A 17,559-nucleotide genomic window follows, 5' to 3' on the forward strand; every position below is an offset into this window, starting at 1 on the left:
AAGCGCGGGTTCTGCCCGCGCTTTTTTATTGGCCGTTAAGCTTACGACCTCAACGCCGCCAGTTCTTCTATGCCGACATGGCTCTCGACCTCGCTGCCGCGCAGATAGAGGTAAAGGCCAATGCAGAAGGCGAGGACGGCTATGAACACCAGATACCAGGCATGCGCCATGGGATTGGCGGCAAGTGCCGTGGTCACGCCAATCGGTGTCAGTCCACCGAAGACGGCATAGGAGACGTTATAGGCGAAGGAGAGGCCGGAGAAGCGGACCGATGCCGGGAAGGCGCGCACCATGACATAGGGCACGGCTCCCGCCATGCCGACCGAAAGGCCCATGACGCCGTAGAGAATGAACATGGTTTCAAGCGACGCGCCAGCGTAGCTGTAGAAGGTGAAGGTGGCGATGCCGAAGAAGATGCTTGCCGCCATGAAGAAGATGCCGGAGCCGACGCGGTCGATGAGCGCGCCGGCAATGATGACGCCGAAGATCAGGAACAGCGTGCCGAAGCTGGTGCCCGCGAGCGCCTGCGTCGGGGTGTAGCCATAAAGCTTTTGCAGGAATGTGGCTGTCATCAGCGTCGTCACGACGATGGCAGCCGACAGAACCCAGGTCAGCAGGGCGGAAATGATGACGCCACGCATATGATGTTTCAGCACCAGCCCAAGCGGCAGCTTGTCCGTCAGTGATTTCGATTTTTTCATCTCGTTGAAGATCGGCGTCTCCTCCAGCCAGCGGCGCAGATAGACGGCGATCAGGCCGAAGATGCCGCCGAGCAGGAAGGGAATGCGCCAGGCATAAGCCGCCACATCTTCTGCCGAGAACAGGGAATTGATGGCAAAGGCGATCAACGAGCCCAGCATGATGCCAAAGGAAAGACCCGATGTGAGGAAACCGCAGGCAAGCCCGACGCGGCGGAAGGGCACGTGTTCGGCTACGAAGGTCCAGGCGCCCGGCACTTCACCGCCGATGGCCGCGCCCTGCAGCATGCGCAGGATGATGAGCAGGATGGGAGCGGCCACGCCGATGGTGGCATAGGTCGGCATCAGCGCCATGCCCAGCGTGGAGAGCGCCATCAGGAGGATGGAGAAGGCAAAGACGCGCTTGCGACCATAACGGTCGCCATAATGCGCCAGGACGATGCCGCCGAGCGGTCGCACCAGATAACCGGCGGCGAAGATGCCGAAGGTCTGGATCATCACCAGCCAGTCCGGCATTTCCGGCGGGAAGAACAGATGGCCAATGACGGTGGCGAAAAACACGAAAATGATGAAATCGTAAAATTCGAGCGCGCCGCCGAGGGCCGAAAGGCCAAGAGTTCTGTAATCCTGGCTGTTCAGGGGCCGGGCAGCTGCCGGTGTGTTGGTGGGAGACATAGGCCTGCTTCTTTTTCTAATTCACATGTTGCTAATGGGCATGCTGCAAGAGAAGCGGGATTTCAAGCTTTATCGGCTCTCAATCGCTTATGAATTTTGATGGACGATCGAGAAAGCGCCGCAGGAAAGTGATGTTCTCCAGCTCGTCATAGAGGCGTTCGGTGATGCCGTTCTCATCGAAATAATAGATCGTCGCTTCGGGAATGGCCAAAAGCACGGGTGAATGGGTGGCGATGATCAGCTGCCCGCCGCTGTCGGCGGCGTGGCGGATGATGGCCGCAAGCTCCAGCTGTTTTTGCGGTGAAAGCGGGCTTTCCGGTTCGTCGAGGAAATAGAGGCCGGCGCCATGCACCCGCTGCTGCATGATATCGAGAAATCCTTCGCCATGCGACCGCCGGTCGATGGTGTTGTTTCTCACGATCCTGCGAAAGGTCTCCGGGGTTTCTTCCGGAAAGTCCTCGCCTTTTTTCAGGGCTTTTTCCCGCTCCCAGCGAAAATCGTCCAGCGTCTCTTCATTCAGCCGGCGGATATAGCCAAGCACATCTTCGGCGCGCATGAACATGCGGATTTTCGGATATTTCTTGCGGGCGAAATAAAAGGCCTTTGCCACGGTCTCGGCATGCTGAAGGTACAGATCGCCCGAAACCTGGCCGTGGTTGCCGATGGCATAGGCCGTCATTCCGGCCGCCAGCCCTTCCAGCAGCGTTGATTTACCGGAGCCGTTATTGCCGGCAAAAAAAGTGATCGGCGTCTTGAATTCCAGGCGTTCCAGCTGGCGTAGCGCCGGAACCGAGAAAGGATAGTCGTCCCGTCCGCCCGGGGTTTCTTTCATGGTTACGCTATCGAGAAACAGCATGTCACGGTCCTTGCATCTAATCCGTCATGTTCGCCGACGTTGCGCTCTGTCGCATCATCGCGGCCCTGGTCTCAAAGCAATTGCGTGTGATTGCGGCTTAACGTGGGGCCCTATGTGCGCAATGGTTTGCAGTGTTGGCGGAATACGCCATGCCGCCTCTTTAGAAGATCATATTATTATAAATTAGATGGTATACATAAAGTAATAATTTGTATATTTTAGATAAATATAATAAATATCTGAAATTTATGATTTTAATTTAAGTATAAATCTTAAATTAATTCAGTAATGCCAGTTATCATCATTCTCGTTGTTGTTGGAGAGAGTGAATGAAGCATGTTGCGCTTTTTTCGGTTGCTGTTCTATTTTCTGCGTTATTCGTGAGCGAAGCTGAGGCGCGAAGGTCTCGGTTTTTTGTCATCCCCGGATTTGGCGGCGGCGAGACGGTCGATCTCGTTTACGATCTGCCGGACAACGAGCCTTTTCTTCGCGACGGGGAAGCATTCGACGTTGGCTATCTCAACAGCGGGGATAGGAGCGGTTATGTGCTGTATCGTGGAGAGCGGTACAGCAAGCTCAGCGATGCGGACATCGCCAGGCTGAAGGCGACGCTTGGTTTTGATCCGACGACAAAAGACCGCATGGAGCGGGCGGCGAGGGGCAGCGACGCGCCCTGGAACCTCGTGATTATCATAGCGGTCGGAATTGTTGGTATCTTTGTGCTTGTTCACAAGGGCATGCAGGTCGTGCGGTGGATTTCGCGATTGGCGACGACCTCCGCAGTTGCGGGAAGTAAGCAACAGCAGGAGGAGGATGCCCCCGACCCGCTGGAGGTCCGCAAGAAACAGCTGATAAACCGTCAATGGACCGATAGCCAGACCGATCACGCGGCGCATATCCCGGCAGCATCGCCGGCCCATGCGTCTGCCCGGGGAGCCACTCCGGTCCGGGCATTCGGGCGCAGGGGTGCCTGAACCGGACGCAATTTGCGAATCTCAGGTGGTTGCGGGAGCCTGCACTATTCGAACCGGTCGATGATGCTGATGCCGCTTTCTTGGAAACTGTCCATGGCGGGCAGGGCCGTGATGGCGTCGGAGAGGGTGATGTGGCGGCCGATCAGTTTTTCCGGTGCAAGCTTGCCGCTTTCGATCATGGCCAGCATGTCTTCATAACGCCATGCCTGCATGCCGTGGCTGCCGTAAATCTCCAGCTCGTGGGCGATGACCCGAGCCATGGGAATGGCGGGCATGGCGTGATCGGCCAACATGAGGCCAACCTGAACATGGCGTCCGCGCCGGCGCAGATTGCTGATGGAATTGCAGCAGGTCTGCGGATGACCGAGGGCGTCGATTGACACATGCGCGCCGCCGCCCGTCACCTCGCGCACCGCTTCCGAAACATCGGCGACCGATCGGCTGTTGATGGTGGCCGTCGCGCCGAGCTGGCGGGCGAGTTCGAGCTTGTCTTCGGCAATGTCGATGGCGACAACCTGCGCGCCAAGGCCCGCGCCGATCATGATGGCGGAGAGGCCGACGCCACCACAACCATGCACCGCCAGCCATTCGCCACCCTTCAGGCGCCCCTGATCGGTCACGGCGCGGAAGGAGGTGGCGAAACGGCAGCCGAGGCCGGCAGCGGTGGCGTAGCTCATCGTATCAGGCAGATGCACGAGGTTCTGGTCGGCATAATCGATGGCGACATATTCGGCAAACGAACCCCAATGGGTGAAACCCGGCTGGAACTGCGCCTCGCAGACCTGCTGGTTGCCGGAGCGGCATTCATGGCAGTGGCCGCAGCCGGAAACGAAAGGCACCGTAACACGGTCGCCTGTCTTGAAACGGGTGACGTTCTTGCCGACCGCGGCGATGACACCGGCGAATTCGTGGCCTGGAACATGCGGCAGGCGAATATCCGTGTCATGCCCCATCCAGCCATGCCAGTCGCTGCGGCAGAGGCCTGTCGCTTTTACCTCGATGACCACGCCACCATCGGTTGGCTCCGGATCGGGCAGGGATGCGACGACAGGGGTTTCGCCAAATCGTTCGTAAAAAAGCGCGCGCATCATGGCCTCATATCGCTGGCATGCAGGTTCGTATTCAATACCTGCTCTATATCTTTATTTCTTCGCATTTTCCGGACGCAAAACCGCTACGCACTTTTACTGGAAATGCTCTAGCCTCTTCCACCGATGGAGAAAAGCGGTTTAGTCCTTGATCACCATCAGATCGCCGGCTGCGAATTTGAGCGTCACCTGTTCGCCAATGGCGGGCGGCGCGGTGCCGGGATCATTGAACATGTCGAAAGACAGGGTCGAGCCGCCGAGATCGAGACGGGTGCGGATGACGGAGCCGAGGAACTGGCTGGAGGTGACGACGCCGGAAATGGCGACATCGCCTTTCGCGTCGCTGCCGAGCGAGCCCGCTTCCGGGCGGAGCGCGAGGGTGATTTTTTCGCCGTTTGCGGCTTCGACCGGCTTGTGGAGCGTGATCTGCTGCTCTCCGACGCGGATGATGTTGGACGCGGAATCGACGATGGTGGCGTCGATGAGGTTCAGCGTGCCGACGAAGGAGGCGACGAAGCGGGTGGCGGGCTTGTTGTAGATATCGAAGGGCGTGCCGATCTGGTCGGCACGGCCGCCATTCATCACCACGATGCGGTCGGAGATCGACAGCGCCTCTTCCTGATCATGGGTCACGAAAATGGTGGTGATGCCGAGCTTTTGCTGGATCTGGCGGATTTCCTCACGCAGCGACACGCGGATTTTGGCGTCGAGCGCGGAGAGCGGTTCATCCAGCAGAAGCACTTCCGGCTTCGGCGCGAGCGCGCGGGCAAGCGCCACGCGCTGCTGCTGCCCGCCCGACATCTGGTAGGGATAGCGGTCTGCCAGATGTTCCAGATGGATGAGCTGGAGCATTTCCTTCACGCGCGCATCGATCTCGGCTTTCGGCTTGCCGGCGACTTTCAGGCCAAAGGCGACGTTCTCATAGACATTCATGTTCGGGAACAGCGCATAGGCCTGGAACACCATGCCGATATTGCGTTGGTTGGGGCGCAGCGTCGTCTGGTCCTTGCCGTTGATGACGATGGAGCCGCCTGTCGGGATTTCGAAGCCGGCTATCATGCGCAGCACGGTGGTCTTGCCGCAGCCCGATGGCCCGAGGAAGGAGACGAATTCGCCCTTTTCGATGGCCATGTTGAAATCATGCACGACCTGTACGGAGCCGAAGGATTTCTTGATGTTGCTAAGTGTCAAAAAGCTCATGAAAATCTTGTCCTCAGGCCTTGGGAGGCGCGCCCTTCTGGTAGCGTGAAACGAGTTGGATCAGACCAAGGCAACCCCAGGTGATGCCGAAGGAAATCACGGCAAGTGCTGCCGGCTCATAGGCGCGGTTGGCGCCAAGCAGCTGCATGTAGGGGCCGAAGGCCGGGCGGTTCAAAAGGGCCGCCATGGTGAATTCACCGATGACGATGGCGAAAGTCAAAAACGCACCGGACAGCACGGCGACCAGAACATTGGGCAGGATGATGCGCGACAGGATGGTCGTCCAGCCTGCACCGAGGCTTTGGGCGGCTTCCGTCAGCGTCGAAACATCGATGGTCCTGAGGCCCGTATCGACGGCGCGGTACATATAGGGCAAGGCCAGTGTGGCATAACCGAACATCAGAAGCAGGTTGGTGCCGAAGGTCGTGCCGGTCAGCGGCAGCCAGCTTGAGGTGTTGTAAAGCCTGATATAACCGAAAACGATGACGATGGCCGGGATGACCAGCGGCAGGAGCGTGATGAATTCGATATAGGGACGCAGGTGCGGCAGTTTCAGGCGCACCCAATAGGCCGTCGGCACCACCAGCAGAACCCCGAAAACGATGGTGAACAGCGCCATCACCACCGAATAGCTGAAGGTTTCCTGGAAACGTGGGTCGGTGAGCACCTTGCCATAGGCGTCGAAGGAATATTCGCCGCGCCGCATCTTCAGCGAGAAGTTGGTCATGCCGATCAGCGGCAGGGCGAAATAAAGCAGGCCGAAGATCAGCGCGCCCCAGGCGAAGAACCGCTTCATTTCAGCCACCTTTCGCTGCGGGCGCGCAGCCAGATATATAGCGCATTGGCAATGCCGGTGACGACAATCATGCCAAAGGCGAGTGCGTAACCAAGATGCGGATTGCCCAGAACATCGCCGCGGATCTGCGCGAAAAGCAGGATCGGCACGATGTTGAGCGAGGAACCGGTGAGCGCGATTGCGGTGGCCACCGCGCCGAAAGCATTGGCAAACAGCAGCGACATGGTGCCGAGCAGCGACGGCAAAAGGATGGGGAAGGCCACCATGCGCCAATATTGCAGGCCGGTCGCGCCGAGGATTTCCGCAGCCTCGCGCCATTCACGCTTCAGCCCGTCCAGCGCCGGCGTGATGATGAGGATCATCAGCGGTATCTGGAAGAACAGATAGGTGACCGTGAGGCCCCAGAAGGACAGGATGTTGAAGCCGAGGAGCCGAAGATCAATGCCGATCTGCGTCTTCAGGAAGACGGTCAGCAGGCCAACCGGACCAAGCGTGGCGATGAAGGCGAAGGCAAGCGGAACGCCGGCAAATTGCGAGGCGACGCCCGAAAAGGTGAGAAGCGGTCCGCGGATGCGCTGCGGCAGGCCGCCGAGCACGACGGCGGCGGCCACGGCAAAACCGATCAGGCAGCCGAGAGCCGCCGAGGCGAGGCTGATCTTGATCGAAATCCAGTAGGCCGAAAGAATGGACGGGGTGAAAAGCCCGGCGATGTTTTCCAGCGTCAAGCTGCCATCGGCATGCTGAAACGCGCCAATGACGATCTTCATCGTCGGCATGATCAGAAACAGCAGAACAAAAACGGCAAAAGGTACGACGCCTATCCAGTGCAGCGGCAACTTTCTGCCCGCGTCGGATGGTCCGCCGGTGTTGGTTGATGGCATGCCTTGTCCCCAAACGCCGTTTTCGAACGGTCTGTCTATTAAGGTCTTCATTATAAGAGAAACACCCCGGCTTTTTGATCAGCCGGGGTGCTTTTTCAACAGTTTACTTCACGTTTGCGCCGACGACGCTGTCCCAGCCGGCCGTAACGGCGGCCTTGTTGGCGTCAACTTCCTCGAGCGTCGGGAAGATCGCCTTTTCATAGGCGGCTGCCGGCGGCAGGCTGTCGATCAGTTCCTGCGGAACCTTGCCAGCCTTGACCATGGCGTTGAAGCGGATCGGGTGGCAATAGCCCTTCAGCCAGCCGAGCTGACCGTCGTCGGAATAGAGATGTTCCATCCACAGCTTGGCGGCATTCGGATGCGGCGCGTAAGCGGAGATACCCTGAACGTAAACGCCAGCCAGAACGCCCTTCTCAGGGACGACGACTTCCGTCGGCGGGTTGTCGTTCAGCGTCTTCTTCCAGGAAAGGGCGTTATAGTCCCAGGCGATGATGATCGGGGTCGCGCCCTGCGCCAGCGTGCCGGCCTTGCCGATAACCGGCAGGAAGTTTCCGGCCTTGTTGAGGTCGGCGAAGTACTTCAGGCCGGCTTCACCGGCTTCCTTGCCGGATTTCGCACCGGAGGCAAGACCAGCGGCGAGAACGCCGAGGATCGCCTGGTTGGAAGCGCGCGGATCACCTGCGAGTGCTACCTGACCGGAATATTCCGGCTTCAGCAGGTCGGCCCAGTCCTTCGGCGTGTTCTTGACGAGGTCCTTGTTCACGAACATCGACATCACGCCGTAATAGTCGCCGTACCAGTAACCGTCGGCATCCTTGACGTTGTCAGGAATTTCATCCCAGGTGGAGACCTTGTAGGGCTGCAGCAGGCCTTCAGCCTTCATCTGCGGGCCGAAAGCGAGGCCGACGTCGACGACGTCAGGCGCCTGCGGGCCCTTGTTGTCCTTGTTTGCCTTGACTGCTTCCACTTCGTCGGCGGAGCCGGCGTCGGGGTTCAGCTCGTTGACGGTGATTTCCGGGTACTTCGCCTTGAAGGCGGCGATGACGTCGCCGTAACCGCACCAGTCGTGCGGCAGCGCAACGGTGGTCAGCATGCCTTCCTTCTTGGCGGCAGCGATCAGTTCGGCGCTCGGTTCAGCAGCGGCGATCGCGGTGGAGGCGATGACCAGTGCAGTGGTCGTAGCAAGCAGTCGGCGGCAGTGAGAGATCACTTTTTTCTCCTCTTCGTGTTCTCATATTGCGGACGCTGATACGGATTCTAGATGAAGCTAATGTGACGGCTGGATTGCAATTTATTTATCCGGATTCCGTCACTTTACGCCCATTTTCCGCCATCGTCAGGCTTTTATGCCTGCAATTGCGGGATAATCCCCTCATCATCCTATTGGCCAGATCTGTTCCCCAGCTTGGTTATGTACCCTGTTTTTCGTGCTGGTAGCGATCACAGGTATCCAATCAGCGTGCGGCATCCGCGTCAAGCAAGTTGCCGGCTATATAATTTCTCATGTTCTGTCCGGCCGGCGGAACAGCCGCGTCTGCTCGAACAGGCCCTCCAGCGCGTTCATGCGCTGCTTCGTTTCATCCCAGGTGCCGCTTTGCACCGCCTCGATCAGCGCTTCGACCACGAATAATGTGACGACTGAGGAATCCCAGGCCGAGGGTGCCTCAATCTTCACACGGAAAGTGTGCAGCGCGTGGCGCGCCACCGGTGATGTCCATTGGTCGGTGAAGAGAATAATCTGCACGCCGTTTGCTTTCGCAACTTCGGCGAGTGTCGTCATATCGTGTTCGTAGCGACGGATATCGAAGATTACCAGCACGTCGCCGGCGCTCATATTCAGCATATATTGCGGCCAGGCGCTGGAATTTGATGACATCAGCGTCGTTTTCGGCCGGATCACCTGCATATGGGTGAAGAAATATTCGGCGATCGCGCCGGTAATGCGTCCGCCGACGAAATAGATGCTGCGTTTGCGGTCGGAAAGCAGTGCTGCCGCATTGTCGAAGACGGCGGTATCGAGGTCGCTCAACGTGTCGCGCAGATTGCCGGTGATGGCGTCGGCAAAGCGGTTGAGAATATGCAGCCCCGGCGCATTGGTGGCCCAGCGGTCGTGTTTCGCGACCGGACCGGAGATTGTCGCTTCAAGCTCCTGGTGCAGATGCGCCTGAAATTCCGGGTAGCCCTTATAGCCGAGCTTCTGCACCATGCGCGCCACGGTCGGTGTTGAAACGCCTGCATTTTCGGCAATGGTGGTGATGCTGCCGAGGCCCGAGACGGGGTAGTTGCCGAGCAGGCTCTCCGCCAGCCGTTTTTCCGAACGGGTCAGCGCATCATAATGGGCATGGATGACATCCGACACGGTCGCCGTCGTGCTGCGCAAATCTTTCCCCTTCCGGTCTTTCTGCCGGTGCTTCCACTAAAATAAACATCTGTGTCGGCGATCGAGTCAATGGGAAAAATGAAGAGAAAATTTCAAAATTCCATTTGACACTGGCAATAATGTGAAGAATTCTTTTCGTCGTTGACGGAACGGCGGGTTTCCGGATGGGGTTCGTGCATGACGGTGCGTTCACGGTTTTTCAAGCAGGTGGAAGGACAGGCGGTTGGCGTCGAGAACGCTGCGGGAAAGGGCGATGTCCTTCTCGTCTGCGAACATGCTTCCGCCACCATCCCTGAAAAATTCGGTACGCTCGGTCTGTCGCCGGAGGTGCTCTCGAGCCATGCGGCCTGGGATCCAGGTGCCCTTGCCGTGGCGCGACTGCTTTCGCAAAGCCTTGACGCCACGCTCGTCCATCAACGGTTTTCGCGTCTGGTCTATGATTGCAACCGGCCGCCCGAATCGCCTTCCGCCATGCCGGTGAAAAGCGAGATTTACGATATTCCCGGCAATTTCGATCTTTCCGAAGCGGAGCGGTTCGCCCGCACTTCTGCGCTTTATGTTCCGTTTCACGACCGCGTCAGCGAGATCATCGCCGAGCGGCAGGCCTCCGGGCGCAAGGTGGTCGTGGTGACGATCCACAGTTTCACACCGGTCTATCACGGCCAATTTCGCGCGGTCCAGATTGGCATTTTGCATGATAGCGACAGCCGTCTGGCCGATGCGATGCTGGCTGGCGCCGAAGGGTCGGCGCTCACGGTCAAACGCAACGATCCCTATGGTCCGGAAGATGGCGTGACGCATACGCTGAGGCTACATGCGCTGCCGGGCGGGCTTTTGAACGTCATGATCGAGATTCGCAACGATCTCATCACCAATGAAGGGGAGCAGGCGGCAATTGCCGGGTTCCTCCACGAGCTTACGGGGAAGGCGCTCTCATCAATCGATGAGTGAGGGAGCAAGGGCTGGCCGATGGTGAAAACACCGGGGCCGGCCACCAGACGAGACTGCCGACATTCAAGGAAAGCCGGAAAGGCATGAAGCGGCAAGGGAACAGCAAATGCGTGCGGCACAGCGCGGAAACCTTCCGCAAGTGCTGAAAACTGGGGCACAATCGGCCAATAACGGCTGACTGGCTTGTTTTTTTCTTATTCAGGAGAGAAGGGCATGGACAGTTCATCGTCAGGCGTCAGCTACAAGAAGGCTGATGCATCCTATTTCGAAAAACGCGGACTATCCCGTTATGCGGGCGTCTGGTCGCTCTGGGCGCTCGGCGTCGGGGCGGTCATATCAGGGCATTTTTCCGGATGGAATTTCGGCTTTTCCACCGGCGGCTGGGGCGGCATGCTGGTGGCGGGCATCATCATCGCCATCATGTATCTGGGACTGACATTTTCGATCGCGGAAATGAGCCCGGCCTTGCCGCATACGGGGGCGGCCTATTCCTTCGCCCGTACCGCTATGGGTCCCTGGGGCGGCTTCGTCACCGGGCTTTGCGAGAATGTCGAATATGTGCTGACGCCGGCGGTCATCGTCACCTTCATCACGGCCTATATGAATTCCATTCTGGGGCTCGATCCGGCCTATTCACCCTTTGTGTGGATAGGTTTCTATCTGATCTTCCTTGCCCTCAACGTCTTCGGGCTGGAGCTTTCCTTCAAGGTGACGCTGGTCATTACGCTGATTTCGCTCGGTGTTCTGGTGTTTTTCTGGATCAGCGCCATTCCGAACATGGATTTCTCGCGTTTCGCGCTGAATATCGGCGTTGGTCCTGATGGCAAGGCTGTGGAGCTGCCAGAGGGCGGCGGTTCGTTCTTCCCCTTCGGTTTTTCGGGCGTTCTCGCCACGCTGCCTTTTGCGGTCTGGCTGTTCCTCGCCATTGAACAGCTGCCGCTGGCGGCGGAAGAATCGGTCGATCCGAAACGTGATATGCCGAAGGGCATTATTCTCGGCGTCATCACACTGATGGTTTCGGCCTTCATGATCGTGCTGCTCAACCCGTCGCTGCCCGGTGTCGGCGCCTTCCATCTCGGTTCTTCGCTGGAACCGCTGCTTGATGGTTTCAAGGCGATTTACGGCGATGGCGGCGTGGTGCTGCTTGGTCTCGTGGCGCTCACCGGCCTGATCGCCAGCTTCCATACGATTCTGTATGCGCAGGGCCGGCAGATCTATTCGCTGTCGCGTGCGGGCTATTTCCCGACCGTGCTGTCGATCACCCACTCGAAATACCGCACACCCTTCGTCGCCAACATTGCCGGCGCGATTGTTGGTCTTGCGGTCATGCTGGTCATCTGGTTCTCGCTGGGTGCGGAACAGGGCGGCAGCATCATCGGCAGCGTGCTTTTGAACATGGCCGTGTTCGGCGCGATGTTCTCCTACATCCTGCAGGCGATTTCCTTCATTCTGCTCCGAAAGAACCTGCCGCATATCGAGCGGCCGTTCCGTTCGCCCTTCGGTATTCCGGGTGCGGTGCTGACGATCATCATCGCCATCGTCACGCTGCTTTACCAGATCCAGGATCCGAACTTCAGCAAAGGCGTGCTGTGGGTCGCGGTCTGGTTTGCCGTGGCGATCGCTTATTTCGCCTTTGTCGGACGCCATCGCCTCATCCTGTCGCCGGAAGAGGAATTTGCGCTGGAGCACAAGCAGGCTGCGATGGCAGCGGCGGCTGCAAAGGCCTGATGCTCAAACAAACGGGCGGCCGTATGCGGCCGCCCGACCAAGACAATAAAGGGAACGGACAAAATGACGAGCTATACATTCGACGCGCTTAAGATGGATGTCGCCGAGGGGCGCATCGACACGGTTCTGGCCTGCCTTGTCGACATGCAGGGGCGTCTGATGGGCAAGAGATTTCAGGCCGAATTTTTCGTTGAAAGCGCCTATGAGGAAACCCATAGCTGCAATTACGTGCTTGCCACCGATATGGAGATGGAAACCGTTCCCGGCTATAAATCCTCCAGCTGGGAAAAGGGTTATGGCGACTATGTGCTTAAACCCGATCTTTCGACGCTGCGGCGTGTGCCGTGGCTGGAAGGCACGGCGCTGGTTCTGTGCGATGTGCTCGATCATCACACCCATGAAGAAGTGCCGCATTCGCCGCGTGCGCTCCTGAAAAAGCAGGTGGCGCGGCTGGAGGCCATGGGGCTGAAGGCCTATATGGCGACCGAGCTGGAATTCTTCCTGTTCGACCAGACCTTCGATGCGGCGCGCGCCAGCGGCTACAAGGGCCTGAACCTCGCCAGCGGTTATAATGAGGATTACCATATCTTCCAGACCACCAAGGAAGAGGACGTCATGCGGGCGCTGCGCAAGGGTCTGCAGGGGGCGGGAATTCCGGTCGAGAACTCCAAGGGCGAGGCGTCTCCCGGCCAGGCCGAAATCAATGTGCGTTATGCCGAGGCGCTGACCATGGCCGACCGGCACGCCATCATCAAGAACGCCACCAAGGAGATCGCCTGGTCGAAGGGCAAGGCGGTGACTTTCCTTGCCAAGTGGAACTATAACGCCGCTGGCAGTTCCTCGCATATTCATCAGTCGCTTTGGAGCGCTGACGGCAAGACGCCTGCTTTCCTCGACAAGGACGCAAAGCATGGCATGTCGGAGCTGATGCGGCATTATGTTGCCGGACTTCTCGCCCATGCCAGCGAGATCACCTATTTTCTGGCGCCCTACATCAATTCCTACAAGCGGTTCATGGCCGGCACGTTTGCGCCCACCAAGGCGATCTGGAGCCTCGACAACCGCACGGCGGGATATCGCCTGTGCGGCGAAGGCACCAAGGGCATCCGCATCGAATGCCGCGTCGGCGGCTCCGATCTCAATCCCTATCTCGCCATGGCGGCTTTGCTTGCGGCGGGCATTGACGGCATCGAAAATAAACTCGAACTTGAGCCCGCTTTTGTCGGTGATGCCTATGGCGGCAAGGATGTGCGCGAGATACCCAAGACACTGCGTGACGCCACCGCCTTTCTGGATGGATCGAAAATGCTGCGTGCGGCCTTTGGTGACGATGTGATCGATCATTACGTCCATGCCGGACGGTGGGAACAGGAAGAATACGACCGCCGCGTGACCGACTGGGAAGTGGCGCGCGGTTTCGAACGAGCCTAATCATTACGGGAAAACATCATGACCATGATCCAGAATATCTCGCCCATCGACGGTTCGGTTTATGCCGAGCGGGAGGCGATGTCGCTGGAGGCGGCGCGGGCCGCCGTTTCGAAGGCACGCAAGGCGCAAAAGGACTGGGCTCGCCGCCCGCTTGAGGACCGCGTTCAGCTGGTTCTGAAGGGTGTCGCGCGCCTCAACGAAATGGTGGCGGAGGTGGTGCCGGAACTGGCGCATATGATGGGCCGTCCGGTGCGTTATGGCGGCGAGTTCAAGGGCTTCAACGAGCGCTCCAACTATGTCGCTTCCATTGCGGCCGATGCGCTGGCGCCGCTCGTCATCGAGGAGAGCGGCAATTTCGAACGCCGCATCGAGCGCGAGGCGCATGGCGTGGTCTTCGTCATCGCGCCGTGGAACTATCCCTATATGACGGCGATCAACACCGTCGCACCCGCCTTGATGGCCGGTAATACGGTCGTCATCAAACATGCGGCGCAGACGCTGCTGGTCGGCGAACGCATGGTGCGGGCTTTCGTCGAGGCTGGCGTGCCAGAAGACGTCTTCATCAACGTGTTCCTCGACCATGGCACGACTTCGGCGCTGATTTCCGAGGGCCTGTTCAATTTCGTCAATTTCACCGGTTCGGTGGAAGGCGGTCGTGCCATCGAGCGCGCCGCTGCCGGCACCTTCACCGGCCTCGGGCTTGAACTCGGCGGCAAGGATCCCGGTTATGTGATGGAGGATGCCGATCTCGACGCCGCCGTCGATACGCTGATGGATGGCGGCACCTATAATTCCGGGCAATGCTGCTGCGGTATCGAGCGCATCTACGTCAACGAAAACCTTTATGACGAATTCGTCGAGAAGTCCGTTGCCTGGGTGTCCAACTACAAGCTCGGTAATCCGCTGGAACAGGAAACCACGCTCGGGCCGATGGCCAACAAGCGTTTCGCCAAGGTGGTGCGGGCGCAGATCACGGACGCCGTTGCCAAGGGCGCCAAGGCGCTGGTCGATCCGAAACTGTTCCCGGCCGATGACGGCGAGAGCGCTTATGTTGCACCGCAGATCCTCGTCAATGTCGACCATTCCATGGAATTCATGACCGAAGAGACTTTCGGTCCCGCCATCGGCATCATGAAGGTCAAAAACGACGATGAAGCCATCGCGCTGATGAATGACAGCAAATACGGCCTCACCGCTTCGCTGTGGACGCAGGATGCGGCGCGTGCCGGGCGCATCGGTCGCGAAATCGAAACCGGCACCGTGTTCATGAACCGCGCCGATTATCTCGACCCCGCCCTTTGCTGGACCGGCGTGAAGGAAACCGGCCGTGGCGGTTCGCTCTCCGTCCTCGGTTTCCAGAACCTGACCCGTCCGAAATCCTACCATCTGAAGAAAGTCACGAAATGAATATCGTCGCCAACTGGAGCTACCCCACCGCCGTCAAGCTTGGCCGTGGCCGGATCAAGGAACTGGCGGAAGCCTGCAAGACGCTCGGTATCAAGAAGCCGCTTCTCGTCACGGATCGCGGCCTTGCCAATATGGCGATTACCGCGCACGCGCTCGACGTGTTGGAAGAGGCGGGACTTGGCCGGGCGATCTTCGCCGAAGTCGATCCGAACCCCAACGAGATCAACATGGAAGCCGGCGTGAAGGCTTACCGCGATGGCGGCCATGACGGTGTCGTCGCCTTCGGCGGCGGCTCTGGCCTCGATCTCGGCAAGACCATCGCCTTCATGGCCGGGCAGACGCGCCCGGTCTGGGATTTCGAGGATATCGGCGACTGGTGGACACGGGCGGATGCCGCCAAGATCGCCCCTATCGTCGCGGTTCCGACGACCGCGGGCACCGGTTCGGAAGTCGGCCGCGCCAGCGTCATCACCAATTCGCAGACCCATGTGAAGAAGATCATCTTCCATCCGAAGCTGTTGCCCGGCGTGGTCATCTGCGATCCAGAGCTGACGGTCGGCATGCCGAAGGTCATCACGGCGGGCACGGGCATGGATGCCTTTGCCCATTGCCTCGAGGCCTATTCCTCGCCCTTCTATCATCCGATGAGCGCCGGTGTGGCGCTGGAGGGCCTGCGGCTCGTCAAGGAATTCCTGCCGCGCGCTTATAAGGACGGAACTGACATTGAGGCGCGCACCAATATGATGGCGGCGGCGGCGATGGGGGCGGTGGCCTTCCAGAAAGGTCTCGGCGCCATTCACTCGCTCTCGCATCCGATCGGCGCGGTCTACAACACACATCACGGCATGACCAATGCCGTCGTCATGCCGGCGGTGCTGCGTTTCAACCGGCCGGCCATCGAGGACAAGATTGCCCGCGCGGCAGCCTATCTCGGTATCTCCGGCGGCTTTGACGGCTTTTATGACTACGTGCTGGAACTTCGCAAGGAACTCGGCGTGCCGGAAAACCTGACCGCCATGGGCATCAAGCCGGACCGTATCGACGAACTGGCGGCGGAGGCGATTAAGGATCCGAGCTGCGGCGGCAATCCGGTGCCGATGACGCTGGAGAATACCAGGAAATTGTTCGAGGACTGCTTTTAGAGGGTCGTTGTGGAAACCATGAGATTTTCAGTTTTTTCGCCATTGCTCGCAGTGGCGTTTTTAAGCCTGCCCATTGTGGCGCAAGCCGCTTCTTTTAAGGAGCTTTCCGGTCAGGGTTACAAAGTCGGAGCTCTGTCGAGCAATAAGGCAGGAATCCGGGGATGGAATTTTTCCAAGGGCTCTGACCGCTATTTCTGTGAAATGCGCGCGACCATGGCGTATTCCGGAAAAAACGGCATGGTGTCCTTCACAAGCGCCGGACGCATGATCACGCTTGATCGTGCAACCGTTGAGAAAAGGCTGGGCGGTTCCCTGAACCTGCCGAAATATGAAGACCTTAAAGCCGGCCGCCTGCGGGCTGACGATGTGGGCTCCTGCCGAAAGTTAACGTGATCAATATGATGACAGGGGGCCCGCAATACCAATCGCGGGCTTTTTGTTGTCCCCAAAACGATCTTAGCCTTTTATTAACCCTGTTCGTTAAGATTACGGAAAGCACCATGAATTGCTTCGGTGCGTGAATGAGCATGAAACGGCTCTGACCAACAGGGGGTGTCATGTCAGTCATCACTTTCGCCAATACCAAGGGCGGCGCCGGAAAAACGACCGCCGTGCTGCTTCTGGCGACCGAACTGGCCCGCAGCGGCCACCGCGTGACGGTTCTGGATGCCGATCCGCAATTGTGGATTTCCCGCTGGTACGAATTATCAGGCGAGATCGAAAATCTCTCGGTGATTTCGCATGTGACGATGGCCTCGCTCGAGGGCCATATTCGCGAAAACAAAACCAATACCGACTGTTTCATCATCGATCTGCCAGGTGCGAAAAGCCCGCTTCTGACCATGGCTCTCGGTATTTCCGATCATGTGCTGATCCCGGTTCAGGGCTGCGCCATGGATGCGCGCGGCGCTGCCGAGGTTCTGGACCACATCGAATTCCTGAAGCGCAAGATGGGCAAGGCGATTGCCCATTCCATCGTGCTGACGCGAGTGAACGCCATGGTGGCGACGCGCTCGCTGCTGCTCGTCAAGATGCTGCTGGCGGAAAAGAATGTTTCGGTTCTCAATACGCCGATTGTCGAGAGAGCGGCCTATCGCGATATTTTCGATCTTGGCGGCACGCTTCTCTGTCTCGATAAGAACAAGGTGAGCAATATCGACAAGGCGGTCGAGAATGCCAAAGCATTCGCCGGCGAAGTGCTTGGCCTGTTGCCAAAACGCCTGTTGCGGCTCGGCACGCCACCCGCGCGCCTCTTCACCCGCAAAGCCGCCTGAGACACTGTTTTCAACGTTCGCCCCGTCTGCGGTGTTCATCGCCGCAGAGGCGGGATGATGTTCGAGATGCTTGACTGC

The 17,559-nt window shown here is 58.6% G+C and carries 16 protein-coding genes; 8 read left to right on the forward strand and 8 right to left on the reverse strand.

From position 1 onward, the window contains the following. Positions 1–41: 41 nt before the first annotated feature. Both ACQZ5F_RS02145 and ACQZ5F_RS02150 read right to left on the reverse strand, forming a co-directional pair. Positions 42–1,373 carry an MFS transporter gene (locus ACQZ5F_RS02145; RefSeq protein WP_225339103.1) on the reverse strand — a complete coding sequence of 444 codons (1,332 nt, stop codon included), beginning with the start codon at positions 1,371–1,373 and terminating at the stop codon, positions 42–44. 79 nt (positions 1,374–1,452) lie between these two features. Beyond that, the gene (locus ACQZ5F_RS02150) at positions 1,453–2,229 is read right to left on the reverse strand and encodes an AAA family ATPase (protein WP_052818038.1); all 777 of its coding nucleotides are present in this window, start codon (positions 2,227–2,229) and stop codon (positions 1,453–1,455) included. A 329-nt stretch (positions 2,230–2,558) separates the two neighbouring features. Between ACQZ5F_RS02150 and ACQZ5F_RS02155 the strand changes: the two genes are divergently transcribed. Next, positions 2,559–3,203, forward strand: a complete 645-nt coding sequence (locus tag ACQZ5F_RS02155; RefSeq protein ID WP_225339104.1) for a hypothetical protein — start codon at positions 2,559–2,561, stop codon at positions 3,201–3,203. A 44-nt stretch (positions 3,204–3,247) separates the two neighbouring features. Here ACQZ5F_RS02155 and ACQZ5F_RS02160 read toward each other — a convergent pair whose 3' ends face one another. From ACQZ5F_RS02160 to ACQZ5F_RS02185, 6 genes are all read right to left on the reverse strand, one after another. Beyond that, the gene (locus tag ACQZ5F_RS02160) at positions 3,248–4,291 is read right to left on the reverse strand and encodes a zinc-dependent alcohol dehydrogenase family protein (protein WP_046798422.1); all 1,044 of its coding nucleotides are present in this window, start codon (positions 4,289–4,291) and stop codon (positions 3,248–3,250) included. Between the two features lie 141 nt (positions 4,292–4,432). Next, positions 4,433–5,491, reverse strand: coding sequence for an ABC transporter ATP-binding protein (locus ACQZ5F_RS02165; protein WP_225339105.1), 1,059 nt, complete (start codon positions 5,489–5,491; stop codon positions 4,433–4,435). A gap of 13 nt (positions 5,492–5,504) precedes the next feature. Further along, a complete protein-coding gene (locus tag ACQZ5F_RS02170; RefSeq protein ID WP_046798024.1) occupies positions 5,505–6,287 on the reverse strand; it encodes an ABC transporter permease in 783 nt (260 codons plus the stop codon). After that, entirely contained in the window at positions 6,284–7,168 is an 885-nt protein-coding gene (locus ACQZ5F_RS02175; protein ID WP_225246434.1) for an ABC transporter permease, read from the reverse strand. Before ACQZ5F_RS02175 ends, ACQZ5F_RS02170 begins: the two co-directional genes overlap by 4 nt. A gap of 103 nt (positions 7,169–7,271) precedes the next feature. Next, on the reverse strand, positions 7,272–8,378 hold the full coding sequence (locus ACQZ5F_RS02180) for an ABC transporter substrate-binding protein (protein WP_046798026.1): 1,107 nt from the start codon (positions 8,376–8,378) through the stop codon (positions 7,272–7,274). 291 nt (positions 8,379–8,669) lie between these two features. Continuing rightward, a complete protein-coding gene (locus tag ACQZ5F_RS02185) occupies positions 8,670–9,548 on the reverse strand; it encodes a MurR/RpiR family transcriptional regulator (RefSeq protein WP_046798027.1) in 879 nt (292 codons plus the stop codon). A gap of 177 nt (positions 9,549–9,725) precedes the next feature. On the opposite strand from ACQZ5F_RS02185, the gene ACQZ5F_RS02190 reads away from it, so the two are divergent. The 7 genes from ACQZ5F_RS02190 (at position 9,726) to ACQZ5F_RS02220 (ending at position 17,481) form a co-directional block, all read left to right on the forward strand. Next, entirely contained in the window at positions 9,726–10,499 is a 774-nt protein-coding gene (locus ACQZ5F_RS02190; RefSeq protein ID WP_448731008.1) for an N-formylglutamate amidohydrolase, read from the forward strand. Positions 10,500–10,712: 213 nt separating this feature from the next. Then, on the forward strand, positions 10,713–12,227 hold the full coding sequence (locus tag ACQZ5F_RS02195) for an amino acid permease (protein WP_046798029.1): 1,515 nt from the start codon (positions 10,713–10,715) through the stop codon (positions 12,225–12,227). A gap of 63 nt (positions 12,228–12,290) precedes the next feature. Next, entirely contained in the window at positions 12,291–13,658 is a 1,368-nt protein-coding gene (locus ACQZ5F_RS02200) for a glutamine synthetase family protein (RefSeq protein ID WP_448731007.1), read from the forward strand. 18 nt (positions 13,659–13,676) lie between these two features. Then, the gene (locus ACQZ5F_RS02205) at positions 13,677–15,065 is read left to right on the forward strand and encodes an aldehyde dehydrogenase family protein (RefSeq protein ID WP_448731006.1); all 1,389 of its coding nucleotides are present in this window, start codon (positions 13,677–13,679) and stop codon (positions 15,063–15,065) included. After that, a complete protein-coding gene (locus ACQZ5F_RS02210; RefSeq protein WP_225339107.1) occupies positions 15,062–16,207 on the forward strand; it encodes an iron-containing alcohol dehydrogenase in 1,146 nt (381 codons plus the stop codon). The genes ACQZ5F_RS02205 and ACQZ5F_RS02210 overlap by 4 nt, the downstream gene beginning before the upstream one ends. Positions 16,208–16,225: 18 nt before the next feature. Then, a complete protein-coding gene (locus ACQZ5F_RS02215) occupies positions 16,226–16,600 on the forward strand; it encodes a hypothetical protein (protein WP_225339108.1) in 375 nt (124 codons plus the stop codon). Between the two features lie 164 nt (positions 16,601–16,764). Next, positions 16,765–17,481 carry a ParA family protein gene (locus tag ACQZ5F_RS02220; protein WP_225339109.1) on the forward strand — a complete coding sequence of 239 codons (717 nt, stop codon included), beginning with the start codon at positions 16,765–16,767 and terminating at the stop codon, positions 17,479–17,481. Positions 17,482–17,559: the final 78 nt, after the last annotated feature.

The organism is Agrobacterium sp. 22-210-1, from assembly GCF_053522525.1.